This window comes from Streptomyces sp. LZ34 (assembly GCF_053890475.1).
Map to the genome: position 1 here is coordinate 7,967,134 of NZ_CM132680.1, position 14,803 is coordinate 7,981,936.

15 protein-coding genes and 1 tRNA gene are annotated in these 14,803 nt (G+C 70.2%); 9 read left to right on the forward strand and 7 right to left on the reverse strand.

Annotated features, from left to right (window positions below; all coding sequences use genetic code 11):
- Positions 1-1,881, reverse strand: coding sequence for a glycosyltransferase family 2 protein (locus ACWY4P_RS33470; protein ID WP_456204275.1), 1,881 nt, complete (start codon positions 1,879-1,881; stop codon positions 1-3).
- 253 nt (positions 1,882-2,134) lie between these two features.
- Between ACWY4P_RS33470 and ACWY4P_RS33475 the strand changes: the two genes are divergently transcribed.
- Together ACWY4P_RS33475 and tnpB are read left to right on the forward strand one after the other, a co-directional pair.
- Positions 2,135-2,713 (forward strand): IS607 family transposase, encoded by a 579-nt coding sequence (locus ACWY4P_RS33475; protein ID WP_456203957.1) that lies wholly within the window; start codon positions 2,135-2,137, stop codon positions 2,711-2,713.
- Positions 2,710-4,218 (forward strand): IS607 family element RNA-guided endonuclease TnpB, encoded by a 1,509-nt coding sequence (tnpB, locus tag ACWY4P_RS33480; protein WP_456204276.1) that lies wholly within the window; start codon positions 2,710-2,712, stop codon positions 4,216-4,218. The genes ACWY4P_RS33475 and tnpB overlap by 4 nt, the downstream gene beginning before the upstream one ends.
- Before the next feature lie 15 nt (positions 4,219-4,233).
- Here tnpB and ACWY4P_RS33485 read toward each other — a convergent pair whose 3' ends face one another.
- Together ACWY4P_RS33485 and ACWY4P_RS33490 are read right to left on the reverse strand one after the other, a co-directional pair.
- Positions 4,234-4,914, reverse strand: coding sequence for a FadR/GntR family transcriptional regulator (locus ACWY4P_RS33485; RefSeq protein ID WP_456204278.1), 681 nt, complete (start codon positions 4,912-4,914; stop codon positions 4,234-4,236).
- 109 nt (positions 4,915-5,023) lie between these two features.
- Positions 5,024-5,097, reverse strand: a tRNA-Lys gene (locus tag ACWY4P_RS33490).
- Between the two features lie 181 nt (positions 5,098-5,278).
- Between ACWY4P_RS33490 and ACWY4P_RS33495 the strand changes: the two genes are divergently transcribed.
- On the forward strand, positions 5,279-5,872 hold the full coding sequence (locus tag ACWY4P_RS33495; RefSeq protein ID WP_456204279.1) for a lytic polysaccharide monooxygenase auxiliary activity family 9 protein: 594 nt from the start codon (positions 5,279-5,281) through the stop codon (positions 5,870-5,872).
- Positions 5,873-5,931: 59 nt separating this feature from the next.
- Here ACWY4P_RS33495 and ACWY4P_RS33500 read toward each other — a convergent pair whose 3' ends face one another.
- Together ACWY4P_RS33500 and ACWY4P_RS33505 are read right to left on the reverse strand one after the other, a co-directional pair.
- The gene (locus tag ACWY4P_RS33500) at positions 5,932-6,195 is read right to left on the reverse strand and encodes a DUF397 domain-containing protein (protein WP_456204280.1); all 264 of its coding nucleotides are present in this window, start codon (positions 6,193-6,195) and stop codon (positions 5,932-5,934) included.
- Complete coding sequence (locus tag ACWY4P_RS33505) at positions 6,161-7,096, reverse strand: DUF5753 domain-containing protein (RefSeq protein WP_456204281.1); 936 nt, start codon at positions 7,094-7,096, stop codon at positions 6,161-6,163. Before ACWY4P_RS33505 ends, ACWY4P_RS33500 begins: the two co-directional genes overlap by 35 nt.
- Positions 7,097-7,248: 152 nt before the next feature.
- Here ACWY4P_RS33505 and ACWY4P_RS33510 point away from each other — a divergent pair, with 152 nt between their 5' ends.
- From ACWY4P_RS33510 to ACWY4P_RS33535, 6 genes are all read left to right on the forward strand, one after another.
- Positions 7,249-7,677 (forward strand): ATP-binding protein, encoded by a 429-nt coding sequence (locus tag ACWY4P_RS33510; protein ID WP_456204282.1) that lies wholly within the window; start codon positions 7,249-7,251, stop codon positions 7,675-7,677.
- A gap of 55 nt (positions 7,678-7,732) precedes the next feature.
- Complete coding sequence (locus ACWY4P_RS33515; protein WP_456204283.1) at positions 7,733-8,176, forward strand: hypothetical protein; 444 nt, start codon at positions 7,733-7,735, stop codon at positions 8,174-8,176.
- A gap of 502 nt (positions 8,177-8,678) precedes the next feature.
- Positions 8,679-9,509 (forward strand): response regulator transcription factor, encoded by an 831-nt coding sequence (locus ACWY4P_RS33520; protein ID WP_456204284.1) that lies wholly within the window; start codon positions 8,679-8,681, stop codon positions 9,507-9,509.
- An 84-nt stretch (positions 9,510-9,593) separates the two neighbouring features.
- Positions 9,594-10,412: a DNA-binding response regulator gene (locus ACWY4P_RS33525; RefSeq protein WP_456204285.1), complete on the forward strand. Its 819-nt coding sequence runs from the start codon at positions 9,594-9,596 to the stop codon at positions 10,410-10,412.
- Positions 10,413-10,998: 586 nt separating this feature from the next.
- Positions 10,999-11,559 (forward strand): ABC transporter permease, encoded by a 561-nt coding sequence (locus ACWY4P_RS33530; protein ID WP_456213148.1) that lies wholly within the window; start codon positions 10,999-11,001, stop codon positions 11,557-11,559.
- A 115-nt stretch (positions 11,560-11,674) separates the two neighbouring features.
- Positions 11,675-12,640: an ABC transporter substrate-binding protein gene (locus ACWY4P_RS33535; protein WP_456204286.1), complete on the forward strand. Its 966-nt coding sequence runs from the start codon at positions 11,675-11,677 to the stop codon at positions 12,638-12,640.
- 29 nt (positions 12,641-12,669) lie between these two features.
- On the opposite strand, the gene ACWY4P_RS33540 is transcribed toward ACWY4P_RS33535, so the two are convergent.
- Together ACWY4P_RS33540 and ACWY4P_RS33545 are read right to left on the reverse strand one after the other, a co-directional pair.
- Positions 12,670-13,944, reverse strand: a complete 1,275-nt coding sequence (locus ACWY4P_RS33540; RefSeq protein WP_456204287.1) for an MFS transporter — start codon at positions 13,942-13,944, stop codon at positions 12,670-12,672.
- Positions 13,941-14,768 (reverse strand): LLM class F420-dependent oxidoreductase, encoded by an 828-nt coding sequence (locus ACWY4P_RS33545; protein WP_456204288.1) that lies wholly within the window; start codon positions 14,766-14,768, stop codon positions 13,941-13,943. The genes ACWY4P_RS33540 and ACWY4P_RS33545 overlap by 4 nt, the downstream gene beginning before the upstream one ends.
- Between the last annotated feature and the right edge of the window lie 35 nt (positions 14,769-14,803).

A 14,803-nucleotide genomic window follows, 5' to 3' on the forward strand; every position in this document is an offset into this window, starting at 1 on the left:
TTATCGTCCCCCAAGGGATGCTTCGGTGGTCCGTTTCTCGGTCCGTTTCTCCTGGCGGCGGGTCCACCGCCAGGCGATGATCGGCGCGGCCGTGACAGCCAGGGCAAGTGATGCCCAAACGGTCATCGCTGGATGACTGTGGCCGAAGTAGAAGGAAGAGGCGAGCGACCCGCCGAAGACCGCCAGGAAGAAAAGGTGAATCCGGAAGGTGCCGAAGAGCGTGTCGGGGCTCGCCGAGTCGCCCTTGGGCGTCACCACGAACCTGCTCTTGCGGCGCAGTACGGCGTCCATGAGCGAGCGGGCGTAGATCGGCGCGGCGAGGGCGGACATCACCATGCCTGCCACGCCGCCGGAGCCCTCCGGCTCGTGCGGGGAGACGTTGTGCCGCCGGTTCCAGATGTACAGACCGATCTGTAGGGCCGAGGCGTTGCCGTAGAGCATCATCCAGATGGCGGGGTCGATCTGGAGGCCCGAGGCGCCGAAGCCGAGGAAGAGCGCGCAGCTGAGGGCGGCGAGAATCCAGTTGAGCGCCGACGCCGGATAGAAGATCACCATCAGCGTGTAGTTGAGGAGTTTGCCCGGCGGCAGGGTGAGCGGTGCCTTCCAGAACTGCTTGAGGAGCGTCTCGTAGGTGCCCCGGGACCAGCGCAGCTGCTGGGTGAAGAAGTCGGTCCAGGCGCCCGGGCCCTCGCCGACCGCGAGCACGTCGGGGGTGTAGACGGAGCGCCACTTGCGGCCGGTGGCGGGGTTGCGGTGGCGGTGCAGCTCGAAGCCGGTGGCCATGTCCTCGGTGATCGAGTCGTACAGCCCGCCGATGCCCTTGAGGGCGCTGATCCGCACGGCGTTGTTGGTGCCGACGAACATGGGGCCGCCGTAGGCGTTCCCCGCCCGCTGGATGAGGGCGTGGAAGAGGAACTGCTGGCTCTCGGCGGCCTTGGTGACGGCCGTGTCGTAGTTGCCGTAGACCTGCGGGCCGACCACGAAGGCGACGTCCGGGTCGCGGAAGTAGCCGAGCATCCGCTCCAGGTAGTTGGGGAGCGGTACGTGGTCGGTGTCGACGGAGGCGAAGTAGTCGTAGGCGTCGCCGTGGGCGTCCAGCCAGGCGTTGTAGTTGCCGTGTTTGGTTCTGGCGCGGTGCGGGCCCTTGGGCCGGTTCCACTTCTCGACGCCCTTGCGGCTGAAGTGGCGCACGCCCAGGCGCGCGCAGACCGCCTTCACCGCCGGGTCGTCGCCCTCGTCGAGGAGCCAGACGTGCAGCGGTCCGCGGTGGCGCACGCGCACCGCCGCCTCCAGGGTCCTGGTCACCATCTCCAGCGGCTCCTTGCCGGGCACGAAGGAGGTGAGGAAGGCGACCTTGGTGCCGGTCTCGGGCACCACCGGGACCGGGTCGCGGGCGACGAGGGTGGCGTGCGCGTTGGACAGCACATTGAGCGTGCGGAACAGCTCGATCAGCCCGATGGAGACCAGCATCACGGTGTCCATGACGGCGAGGACGGGGCCGACGCCCTCCCGGCTGGTCCAGTGGGCGGGCTGCATCAGCCACAGCAGCAGCCCCAGTGAGAGCAGGGGCGCGGCGCCGAGCAGCAGCGCGGCGCGGACGCGGTGCGACTCGTCGGCCAGCAGACCGCGGTAGCGCACCCGATACGGTTTGGCTGGATTGTCGGTATCCGGTTGAGTGAGCGGGCCGGCGAGCCGGCTGTAGTGCTCGTAGTCGTACTTCGGCAGCGGCGGCCGGGGTCGGTGCCGGGGCGGGTCGCTCTGGTGCTGCCGAGGGAGGCGCGCGCTTGTCGTGGTGGGTGGATCGGCTGTGGGCGGATCGGCTGTGGACGGAGCTGACGTGGACGGATCGTACGAATGCTGCCGGGCGCCGGTGGGCGTCATGGGTCATCCCCCCGCACGCGACATGGCTGGACGCGTGCCTCAAGTCCGGTTCGTCGTGCTTCCCCCCGAAACGGCCCCCCTGGCCGTACGGGCACATTAGTGGAGGGAACCGACCATGCGGACAGGGAGCGGTTGTCTGCCGAAGCGCAACAGCGAGAACCGGTCCCTCTTCGGGCGGACCGGTGAAGGGGTGAACAACAGTTCCCATTTTTTTCAGTGGATATCCAGGATTCTCAGTGAATATCGTGATGTTGTGAAGCTTTCCGAGTGGGCGGCACGCAACGGCGTGCACTACCAGACCGCGTGGACCTGGGCGAAAGAGGGCCGTATGCCGGTCCCGGTCGTCCAGACGCCGTCCGGTACATGGCTCGTGACCGAGCCCGCCCCGCAGGCCACCGGGCGGGTCGTGGCGTACTGCCGTGTCTCGTCCGGTGACCAGAAAACAGACCTGGAGCGCCAGGTCGCCCGGACCGTGCAGGGCGCAACGGACCGGGGGCTCACCGTCGCTGACGTGGTGACGGAGGTCGGCTCCGGTGTGAACGGGCGCCGCCGCAAACTGCACCGCCTGCTCGCCGACCCGGATGTGGGGACGATCGTGGTCGAGCACCCAGATCGCCTCGCCCGGTTCGGCGTCGAGCACCTGGAAGCGGCTCTCTCGGCCACGGGACGGCGCCTGGTTGTCCTGGACCCGGCAGAGACCGCCGACGACCTCGTACGGGACATCATCGAGGTCCTGACCTCGATGTGCGCCCGCCTGTACGGCCGCCGCTCCGCGAAGAACCGCGCCGCCCGGGCTGTCGCCGTCGCCACCGGCCCGCAGGTGGCCGGATGAAGAAGTTCAAGCCGCAGCCGGGCTTCACCGTCTTCGCGCACAAGCTCGCGCTGGACCCCAACGCCACGACGACCCGCAACCTGCATTCGCACGGAGGTGCCGCGCGGGCCGCGTACAACTGGGCGGTCGCGTACATCACCGCCGTGTGGTGGCAGCGCAGGGCCGAGCAGTCGTACGGCATACCCGAGGACGAGCTGACCGAGTGGCGGTCATGGTCGCTGCCCTCGCTGCGGAAGGCGTTCAACGAGGACAAGCGCACCAACCCGCGCTTCGCCCACTGGTGGGGGGAGAACTCCAAGGAGGCGTACAACACCGGCCTGGCCAACGCGTCGGCGGCGTTCGACAACTACACGAAGTCCAAGAGCGGTAAGCGCAAGGGCCCAAAGATGGGCATCCCCCGCTTCAAGCCGAAGCGGAAAGCGCGCCTTGCCTGCCGGTTCACCACCGGCACGATCCGCATCGAGCCTGACGGGCGGCACATCACCCTGCCCAGGATCGGCACGGTCCGCCTCCACGAGGACGCCTCCCACCTGAGGGCCCTTGCCGACGCCGGGCATATGCGCATCCTGTCCGCGACCGTACGTCTGGACCGGGGCCGCTGGTTCGTCTCGCTCCAGGTCGAGGAGAAGCACCAGCTGGTGAAAGTCACCCGACCAGGCGCGGCGGTCGGTATCGACCTCGGTATCAAGACGCTGGCCGTCCTCGCGGACAGCGACGGTGTCCTTGGCGAGGAACCCAACCCACGCCACCTCGACCGCGCGCAGAAGCAGCTGCGCCGCGCCAGCCGGGTCGTCTCCCGCCGGCAGGGCCCCGACCGGTGCACCGGGCAGCAGCCGTCGAAGCGCTGGGAGAAGGCCAACCAGGCGCGGAACAAGATCCATCACCGGGTCGCCAACCTTCGCGAGGACACCCTCCACAAGATGACGACCCGCCTTGCTTCCGAGTACGGCACGATCGTCGTCGAAGACCTCAACGTCGCCGGCATGGGCCGCAACCGGCGCCTGTCCCGCCGCGTCGCGGATGCCGCGTTCGGCGAGATCCGACGCCAGCTCACCTACAAGACCCGTCGGCGCGGCACGAGACTCGTCGTCGCCGACCGCTGGTTCCCCTCCTCGAAGACCTGCTCCCGCTGCGGTGCGGTGAAAGCCAAGCTGCCCCTGAGCATGCGCGTCTTCGAGTGCGACAACTGCGGCCTCGTCCTCGACCGGGACGCCAACGCCGGACACAACCTGGTCGCCCTCGCGGCCCGCACGACAGGTACCGGAGTGGCCGGAGACCTGGACCCCACCAAGGCGGAGTCGAAGCCCCGTGGAGCCGACCGGAAGACCCGCACCACCCGCCCGCGCCGCAAGGCAGGGACGGGGCGGGCAGGTGGCGCAATCCCCAGCCCCAGGCTGGGAAGGAAACGGGAGACCGTCAACAGGACACCGGTGCGCAACTCGCGCTCTGGTGAGACCGTTACGGACCATTCCAGCGGAAACGCCGGGATTGCTGAGATCACTTGATGAACAAAGCAACGGTCATTCCTGGTGCGGGGAGCGCAGCCGCTCCCGGATGTCGCCGAAGTGATCGCGGACGGCGGCCTCGGCCCGTACGACATCGCCGGTGCGGACCGCCTCCAGGATCTCCCGGTGCTGCCGACAGGTGATCTTGGGGTCGGCGTGCAGGTCCACCAGATCGGTGCGCACCCGGTGGAAGGCGTCCCAGAACGCCTCCAGCATCTCGCTGAGCAGCAGATTGTCCAGGCCGCGGTGGAGGGTGGCGTGGAAGGCCCGGTCGGTGTCGGCGCGCACGGCGCCCTCGGCGGCCTCGGCCTCCATCCGCTCGACCAGGGCGTCCAGTTCGGCCAGGTCGGCCCGGGGTATTCGGCCGGCCAGCCGCGCGATCAGCCCGGTCTCCACCGCCTCGCGCAGCTCCAGCAGCTGTAGCAGGCTGTCCTCGCCGCGGTAGTGGCCGGCGACGGTGCGGAAGATCAGCCCCTCGATCATCGGGCCCATCGACATGGGCCCGACGTAGGTGCCGAAGCCGTGGCGGATCTCTACGATGCCCATGGCCTGTAGCCCCTTGAGGGCCTCGCGCACAGAGTTGCGGCTGACGCCGAGCAGTTCCATCAGCTCGGTCTCGGTCGGCAGCGGGGCACCGGACGGCAGCCGCTGGTCGACGATCAGGCGCTTGATGCGCTCCTGGATGTCGCTCGCCATGCCGCGATTGTGCGCCGCCACAGCCACCTCCGATCGCGTCAGCTTACCGGGAACGCGACAGGGGCTCCTCGGCGAACCGAGAAGCCCCTGGTCAGTGGCGTAAGCCAAGTGCGCCGCCAGGGACTCGAACCCCGGACCCGCTGATTAAGAGTCAGCTGCTCTAACCAACTGAGCTAGCGGCGCCTGCTGACGGATGAATCCTACCCGACCTGGCGGGGTGCTCCGGACCGGGCGCTCCATTGGTATGGACATCTCCCTGAATTGGTATGGACATGACCAAGAATTCGCGGTTACTCTGCGACTTGGTCTAGACCGCAATGCACTCGGCTCGCCGAAGCACTCCCCACGTCTTCAGGAGCGAAGCATGCGCAATAAGATCAGCGCCGCTGTGATCGGCATCGGGCTCGCGGCGGTCTCCGTTCTCACCACCGGCGGCAGCGCCTCCAGCCACGCCTACACCGACTCGCCCATCAGCCGCCAGAAGCTGTGCGCCAACGGCACCGTCACGAACTGCGGCGACATCCAGTACGAACCGCAGAGCGTCGAGGGCCCCAAGGGCTTCCCGTCCGGCGGTCCGGCCGACGGCACGATCTGCGCGGGCGGCAACAGCCGGTTCTCCCAGCTGGACGACCCGCGCGGCGGCCAGTGGCCGACCACCAAGCTCACCGCCGGGCGGAGCTACACCTTCACCTGGCGCTTCACCGCCTCGCACGCCACGACGGACTTCAAGTACTTCATCACCAAGAACGGCTGGAACTCCAGCCAGAAGCTCACTCGCGCGAGCCTGGAATCCACGCCGTTCCTGACCGTCCCGTACAACGGCCAGCGGCCGCCGTCCACGCTCTCCCACGCGGGCACCATCCCGAGCGGGAAGACCGGCAGACACCTGATCCTCGCCGTGTGGACCGTCGCCGACACCTCGAACGCCTTCTACGCCTGCTCGGACGTGCAGTTCTGACCGGCCGACCGGCTTGATCGGCACGGGGCCCGGCCCCCCGGACCGGGCCCCGTTTCGGCTCACGCGTCAGGTCGGGTGTCTAACAAGCCCGCCTTCACGCCGCGTACGAAGGCGGCCCAGACGGCCGGAGCGGCGTCGAGGACCGCGCCCGGGTCGTCGCTCTCGCGCAGCCGGACCAGGCCACCCCACGCGGCGACCTCGACGCACTGGCCCTCGCCGGCGGAGTGCGAGGACTTGCGCCAGCGCGGGCGGGCCGCGCCGGCGGGCGGATACGGGCTCGGGGACAGGTCATGCGGGTTCTCGGGCACTTCTGAGGTGTTCACGGTGTGGGGCCCTCTTTCCTACGAGACCGGCGATGAGGGCCTTCGTCTCATCCGTCGACAGCGCGCTGTCGACGATGTGGCCGAAGGCGTCGGCGAAGACGTTGACGTCGTCGACTCCTTCGACGTACACGGGGCCGCGCAGGTTCTCCTGGGCGACCACGTCCGGCATCGGACCGGGGAACCCGACGAGCGTGAAGGCGCCCGCGTCCCCGGGGTTGGGCGCGGCGTCGATCGGCATCACCTGGAGCGTGATCGTGGGCCAGTCCGCGACGTCCAGCAGCCGCCGCAACTGCTCGGTCATGATGGCCGGGCGGCCGGAGAAACGGCGGTGGAGGGCCGCCTCGTGGATCACCGCCCACAGCCGCAGCGGAGCGCGCGGGCGGGTCAGCACCGACTGGCGGGCCAGCCGCACCTCGGCGAGGGCGGCGACCTCCGCCTCGCTGCGGGCGACCGCGTTGGCGGCGATCGTCTCCCGGGCGTAGTCGGGCGTCTGCAGCAGCCCGGGGACGACCAGCGGGGCGTAGTCACGGACCGATTCGGCGTCGCTCTCCAGCGAGATGTAGTCGGCGTACGCGGGGGCGACCACGCCGCGGTAGGTCTGCCACCAGCCGCGCTTCCCGGCGTCCCTGGCCAGCCTCTCCAGCGCCGCGCGCACCTCGGAGTCGCTGATCGCGTAGGCCTCCAGCAGGGTGGCGACCTCCGTGGCGCGGATGGTCGCGTTCGCGTTCTCTATCCGGGACAGCTTCGGGGCGCTCCAGCGGCGGGCGTCCGTACGTCCCCTCTGGGCCGCGTTCAGCGCCTCCGCGGCCGCGTCCAATGTCATCCCCGCTTCGGTACGCAGCTTCCGCAGAGTGGACCCCAGCCGCCTGCGCCGCACGGTGGGCACTGGGTGGTAGGACATGTCGCCAGTCTGACGTATCGCCAACTACAACCACCAGGCGGCATATGCCAGTCTTGCGTGAGTGGGTCGAAACATTGCGAGTAGCACGGACATGGGACAGGATCGCCTGTGCGACACGGCAGCGCGCCGTGCCTTGGAGGGCCCTGGACGACATGGCAGAGAACATCCCGCAGGGGGCACCTCCCAGCGGTAGCTGGGGGCGATACGAGCTACGCCTGCGCGTCCATCCGCAGACACTCGCGGACGTACGCCGCGTCGTGGGCGCGCGGCTGCGCCAGTGGGGCCGCGAGGAGTTGATCACCGCGGCGGCGATGTGCGTCACCGAGCTGCTCTCCAACGTCCACAAGCACGCCGCCTCGCCCGAGTGTGTGCTCGCCCTCGAGAACCGTCCGTACGGCATATGGGCCGCCGTCAGCGACAGCGAGTCCTCGCTGCCGGTGGTCAGGGAGCCCGACTTCCTCTCCGAGAGCGGGCGCGGGATGTTCCTGCTCAGCAAGACGGCCCACGAGTGGGGCACGGACCTCAACCCCACCGGCAAGACGGTCTGGTTCACCCTTCGCGCGGAATCGGTCGGTCCGTGAGCCGCCGTTCGGTAGCGTGCGGTTCGGTAGTGAGGTGCGAGCCGGGGAGGGGCCCATGGATCCGGTGACGGCGGGTGCGCTGATCGCGGCGGTCAACGCGGTGGTGTCCGGGGCCGGGGGTGAGGCGGGCCGGCGGGCGCTGGAAGGGCTGGGCGCGCTGTCCCGCAGGGTGCTGCGGCGGAGCACAGCCGACCCGGCGGCCGACCCGGGCGCGGATCCGGGCGCGGATCCCGCGGCCGACCCGGCGGGTGATGGCGGGCCTGTCGCGATTCCGTACGACGACCCGGAGCGGCTGCGCCGGCTGGCCGAGCTGTTGGTCGAACAGGCCCGGCAGGACCCCGAGTTGGGGCGCGATCTGGCGGCCTGGATGAGCCGGTACGGAACACCGGCCCAGGAGGCCGGCGCCGTCCACAATTCCATCTCGGGTGACGCGCGGATCACCGGACCGGTTATTCAGGGCCGGGATTTCCACGGCCCGATCAGCTTCGGCCCGCAGTGACAGGCTGTCCCGCCGTGACGTCCCGCCCGGTGTCCCTCGGCGGCCTCGGTGGCGTCTCACCCCCGGACGGGGGTACCGAGGCCTCCAGTTGACGGCTGGCAGCAACCGGACAGCGGCCTCGGCCGCCGCTCGCCCAGGGTGGCCCGGTGGCTGCACTGGGTGTCGGGTGGGCGACCGGGCGGTGCGGATACGTGCAACTTCCTGACATACCGCGTGTCGTTGCGTGCGCGAGGTGTTGCGGTAGGGTCTGACACGCCGTCATTTGCCAATTCTTTACTCTCACTCGTTGCGTTGACGCCGTCGCTGTGTGCGAATTACTGTCGTCAATGGAATTGCATGGCATTTGCTCCTGCTCGCGTGACGGCAAGACCAGAAGTACTGCAAGAAGTGAGGCAAGAAGAACGCGGGCAAGAGCGGAACAAGAAATTCTCGAACCAGGCCCGAATTTCAGAAAACAGGTCACCTTCGCCCTGCAGGGGAAGTCATGGTTGGTCTTGCGAGGATGCCCGAGCCGTCACCCGAGGGCGGGGCGGCCGGTGCCGCGGGCTCCGACCATGTGGAGCGGGCGCTGCTGGCGGCCCATGGCCTGATCGAATCCGTGGTGACCCGGCACCGCCAGGACCTGTCCCGGCGGTCGTGGGTGCGGGCCGGGCCCGGCCGTCCGTCGGCCGCCGAGGTCGCCGACCGGCTCATCGCCGGAGCCGAGCGGACCGTGGCCGTCGTGCTGTCCGGCGACCCGGAGCAGGAGGACGCCGTCTGCTCGGCGCTCGCCCGCCCGCCCCGCCCCGGCCGCGAGGGCGTCGCCGTCCGGCTGCTGTGCCTGCCGGGTGCCCTGACCGGCCCGCGGGTCTCCGCGCTGGCGCGCATCGACCCGCGCTGCGAGGCGCGGACGGCCGACGGCGGGTTACCCGAGGCCCTGCTCGTCGACGGCCGGATCGGCTACGTACGGCCGGAGCCGGGGCCGGGGCCCGCCCCTGAGCCTCAATTCGAGTCGGCCCCCGGGCCGGAGCGGGCCGGGCCGCGGGCCTCGCTCGTGGAGGACGCGGCCACGGTGCAGGCCCTGGACCTGATGTTCGCCGGCGCCTGGGGGAACGCCGTGGCGCTCGCCGAGCCTCCGCGCCCGGCCGGGCGGCTGTGCACCGACACCGCGCGGCGGATCCTGGAGTGCCTGCGGGCCGGAGTCACCGACGAGGTGGCGGCGCGCGACCTCAAGGTGTCGCTGCGCACCTACCGCCGTTACGTCGCGGAGATCATGCGCGAGCTGGGGGCGCATTCCCGGTTCCAGGCGGGGGTACGGGCGGTGGAGACGGGGCTTCTGCCAAGCCGCCCCTGACGGCACTGACAGCACTGACAGCACTGACGGCACTCGAGACCCTGACCATGTCGCGAGGCGGGACGACGAAGCGATGACCAAGCGATGACGGACCGGATCACGGAACGGATCACGGAACGGATCACCGAGCCGGCCGCCGCGGCCGAGGACGCCCTCGACCGCACCCTGCACGAGGTGCGCACCCTCTTGGAGTCCACCGTCCATGAACACCGGGTCCGGCAGTCCCGGAACGAGCTGTTCACCGAGGTGGGGGTGGCGGACGCGGCCTTTCTCGCCGCGGCGGAACAGATTGTCGACCAGGCCGTGCACAGCGTGGACGCCGCTTTCCCGGAGCCCACGCCCCGGCTGGCGGCCGACCACGCGGCCCTGCACACCCTGGTCTCGGGCCCCGGCGACGCCGACACGATCGATGTGAGGGTGCTGCGCGCCCGGCCCCTGGCCGACCCGGGCCCGGCGCTCGGTCCGGGCGGCGGCCTCGGGGCGCGTCCCCCGCAGATCCGGATCGCGGCGGTGCCGCTGCCCACGGCCGTGATCGCCGACGGCCGGACCGCCCTGGTGTGCACGGACTCGGCCGACGGGCGGCAGGCCTCCCTCATCCAGGACCCGGCCGTCGTCGCCACCCTGCACGGCATGTTCGGCAACATATGGCGCTCCGCCGCGCCCGCCGCCCGCCCGCTCGACTTCGGCAACCGCGCCCGCACCGAGATGGTGCGGCGGGTGCTGCGGCGGCTGGGGGACGGGGTCACGGACGAGGCGGCGGCCCGGGAGCTGGCGATCTCGGTGCGCACCTACCGCCGCTACGTCACCGGAATCCTCGAGTTGCTCGAGGTGAACTCGCGTTTTCAGGCGGGGGTGCGCGCATCCGAGCTCGGGATCCTCGACCGATTCTCCACCGGTGCGTGAAGAGCCGGTGAGAGCCACGGCAAGATCGCCACCAAGATCTTCCGCGATCTCCCGCGTGACTTCCGCGTGATCTTCTGTATGACGGAGCGATTTCCTTTTTCCCCATCACATTGTGATCCGGAGCGGGCTGGCGATAGGTTGCACGCGGGCGTGCCGGGGAATCTGGCAACAGCCGGTAATACAAGGGGATTTGGGGATGACGCAAGGGCGCGGAAGGGGTGCGACCGCCACGGCGGGCACCAGTGGCGGACCGGGGACGGACCCGTCACATTCACCCCGGCCCGGACAGATACGAAAGTCCGGCAAGAACAGCGGCAGGAACAGCGGAAAGGCAGCGCACGCGGGTCGCGGAAGTCAAAGCCCCAAGGGGGCACACGGCCGCCGAGTTCGCAGGAACGCGACGGGATCCGTGTACCGCGGGGTGCTCCCGCCGCTCGTATTCGGGCTGGCCCTGCTCATCGTGTGGGATCTCGCCATCCGTGTCGGCGCGGTGGACCCGTTCTACCTTCCGGCACCGTACGACCTGGCGAAACATTTCGTCGACGAGTTTCTGCACGGCGACCTGCTCAAGTACACCAAGCAGACGGTGTGGGAGGCGCTGGCGGGCTGCGGCATGGGGCTCGGGGTCGCCCTGCCGCTCGGCTATCTCATCGCCCGCAGTGACCTCGCGGCCGCGGCGCTCCAACCGTATCTGGCCGCTTCGCAGGCGGTGCCCGCGGTGGCCCTGGCCCCGCTGTTCGCGCTGTGGTTCGGCTACGGGCTGCTGCCCTTCGCCATGCTCTGCGCGCTGCTGGTCTTCTTCCCCATCCTGGTGAACACCGTGCTGGGCTTGCGCTCGCTGGACCCCGATGTGATGGGGGCCGCGCGCGTGGACGGCGTGGGGTGGTGGGGGATGCTGTGGTACATCGAGCTGCCGCTCGCGCTGCCCAGCATCCTCACGGGGGTGCGCAACGGCTTCACCCTGTCCATCACCGGTGCGGTGGTCGGCGAGTTCGTCATGGGCGGCGAGGGGCTGGGACAGCTCCTGTCGGTCCAGCGACAGGAGGCCGACACCATCGGGCTGTTCTCGACGCTCGTCATGCTCGCACTTCTCGCCGCCGGCTTCTATGGCGTAATTCGCCTGGTCGAGCGGCTCGTACAGCGCTGACCGACATCTTCCACTCACTGAGGAGAAGTACGTGCGTTTGGTTAGGACGTCCACGAGGCACACCCTGAGACGCCAGGTCACGGGGGCGGCTCTCGCGTCGGTGGTGGCGGCGGCCATGCTGACCTCATGCGCCGAGAAGCCGAAGGACGCGGGGGGCAAGAGCGGTGACAGCATCACGGTCGGGCTGACGTACACGCCCAACATCCAGTTCGCGCCGTTCTATGTGGCGGCCGAGAAGGGGTACTACAAGGACGCCGGACTGAACGTCAAGCTGCGTCACCACGGTGCCGCCGAGGATCTCTTCGGAGCCCTGAAGTCGGGCACGGAAGACGTCGTCTACGCGGGCGGGGACGAGATGCTGCAGGCCCGCTCCAAGAATCTCCCCATCGTGGACATCGCCACCTTTTATCAGAAATACCCGGTGGGCCTGATCGTCCCCAAGGATTCCGACATCAAGAAGCCCACGGACCTGAAGGGCCGTACGATCGGCACCCCCGGTCCCTATGGCGAGACCTATTTCGGTCTGCTGGCCCTGCTGAAAGAGGGCGGGCTCTCCGTCAAGGACGCCAAGGTGAAGAACATCGGCTTCACCCAGCAGGCGGCGCTGACCGGCAAAAAGGTCGAAGGCGTGATGGGCTACCTCAACAATGACGCCATCGCCTTCCAGGAGGCCGGCAAGGAGGTCCGCTCCCTGACGGTCGACGGAGGCGCGGAGGGCGACCCGCTGGTCGGCGTGGGAATCGGCGCCCAGCAAAAGACGCTGGACAAGCGCGGCGACGACATGAAGAAGTTCGTGGACGCCACGCTGCGCGGTCTGCGGTACGCCATCGACAAACCCGAGGACACCGTCAAGCTCAGCGAGAAGTACGTCCCCGGGCTGGGGGACGAGAAGCGGCAGAAGAACGCGCTCGCGGTGCTCAAGGCCACCACGGTCATGATGCAGAACGACGCGGGCGAGCTGGGCACCAACGACCCGCAGAGCTGGAGCCGCATGGCCGACTTCATGTACGACCAGGGCCTGCTGGAGAAGACGGTCACGCCTGAAGAGGCGTACTCCAACGACTACCTGCCCAAGGCGTAGTCAGCCCCGCCCGGCCGGGCGGCGGGAGCTCACCCGCCCGCCGCCCGGCGGTGCAGCGCGCCCGCCACCGCGAACGCGGCGACCGCGCCGACCGCGAGCGCGACCCAGCTGCCCGTCGCGGAGGTGTGCACGATCACGAACAGCCCGATCGGCGGCCCGGAGGCCGTGCCGAGGTTCCATGCCAGCGACGCCAGGGCGCTCGCCCGGCCCACGGCCGCCTCCCCGGACCAGCGCAGCAGCAGCGGGTAGAACGCCGAGGAGTACATCAGCTCGCCCGCCGCGAAGACCACCGCGAAGGCCAGCAGCAGCCCGTACCGCACCAGGGACGAGGCCGCGTCCCCGGCGAGCACCGCGCCGAGGCCGCAGCCGAACGCCGCCACCCACAGCACCGGACCGGCGGCCAGCGCGGCCGTCTCCGGCAGCCGCTCCAGCCGCCGCCGCAGCAGCGGCTGGAGCGCCACCAGCGCGAACGAGTTCGCCGCCACCACCGTGGACACCCACCCCAGCGTGATGCCCATGTGGTCGTGGAGCAGCAGCGGCACCGTCGCCTCGATCTGGGTGAAGCCGACGATCGCGAACAGCGCCTGGGCCAGCACCAGCAGCGCCATCGGCCGGCCGCGCAGCAGCGTGCGGTACGTCGGCCCGCCGCCCTTCTCGCCCTGCCGGTCCGGCTCGCCCTTCTCGTTCTTCTCTCTTCGTACTTCGCCGGATTCCCGCGGCCGCATGACCCAGATCGCCACCATCAGCGGCACCGCGGCCGCCGCGTTGGCCACGTACAGCCAGCGCAGTGTCCCGGCCGGGGCCTGTGCCCCGCGCAGCACCAGGCCGGCGATGACCGAACCCGCCCCGATCCCCACGTTGTTCACGATGTGGCGGACGGAGAAGGCCGTACGGCGCCCGCTGTCCGGGACGGCGGCGTCCACGACGCCGACGATCGAGGCGTAGAACAGGCCGAAGCCCACCCCGACGCACGCGCCCGAGATCAGGACCGGCACCACCGCGTCGACCGGGGCCAGCAAGGCGTACCCGACCGCGAGCGCCGCGGCCCCGAGCGCCCCCACCCGGTGCGGCCCCGCCCGGTCCGCGAGCGGCCCGCCGAGCAGTGCGGCCGCGAAGCTGGCCGCCGCCATGGCGATGAAGTAGCCGCCCGCGGCCCGGGAGCCGAGCCCGAGCAGTTCGCTGATGTAGATGGAGGTGAACGGGAAGCACAGGCCGTTGCCGAGGGTGGACAGCAGCAGACAGCCCATGAGCAGGCGAAAGCGCCGCCCCAGGACCTCGCGGGGCGGCGCGGCGTCAGCCGTCAAGAAGCCCGTCCGGCGCCTGGGTCCTGTCCGGCGCCCAGCGCCTCGCGCACCTTGAGCAGCTCCTCCACCTGGCGCAGGTCGTACGGCGCGGCCAGGGACAGCACCACATGGACCGCGCCGGCCTCGGCGAAGCCCTCCACGAGCGGCAGCTGGTCCGGGTTGACCATGACCGTACGGGCCACCTGCCGCGGGTCGCGGCCGACGCGCTCACACCACTGGTCCAGCACGCCGCTCAGCTCGCGGAAGTCTGCGACCGGGTCCTCGGAGGCCCAGCCGTACCAGTTCCACCAGTCGGCCTCGCGGGCCACCAGCTCCAGGGTGCGCCGCCGCCCGGCCCCGCCGATCAGCAGCGGCAGCGGCCCCGCGGGCCCGGGGTTGAGCTTCGCCAGCCGCTCCTTGACGGCCGTGAGGGAGGCGGCGAACGCGTCCATGCGCTCGGCCGGGCCCGGGAACGGGATGCCGTACTCCGTGTGCTCCGCCTCGAACCACCCCGCGCCGAGCCCCAGGACCAGGCGCCCGCCGCTGAGCTGGTCGACGGTGCGGGCCATGTCGGCGAGCACCTGCGGATTGCGGAACGCGGTGCAGCTGACGAGGGGGCCGATGGTGGCCCGGCTGGTCTCGACGGCCATCGCGGACAGCAGCGACCAGCACTCGTAGTGGCGGCCGGCCGGGTCGCCGTGGTGCGGCAGGAAGTGGTCCCAGGTCCAGATCGAGTCGACGCCCAGGGCGTCGGCCTCGCGCCAGGCGGCGCGCAGTTCGGCGATATCGGTGTGCTGGGGGTGCAGCTGCACGCCGACGCGCAGGGTGTTCTCGTGCGGGGGCACAGTGGTCCTCTCGTTAGTGGTGGGAATGCCGCCCG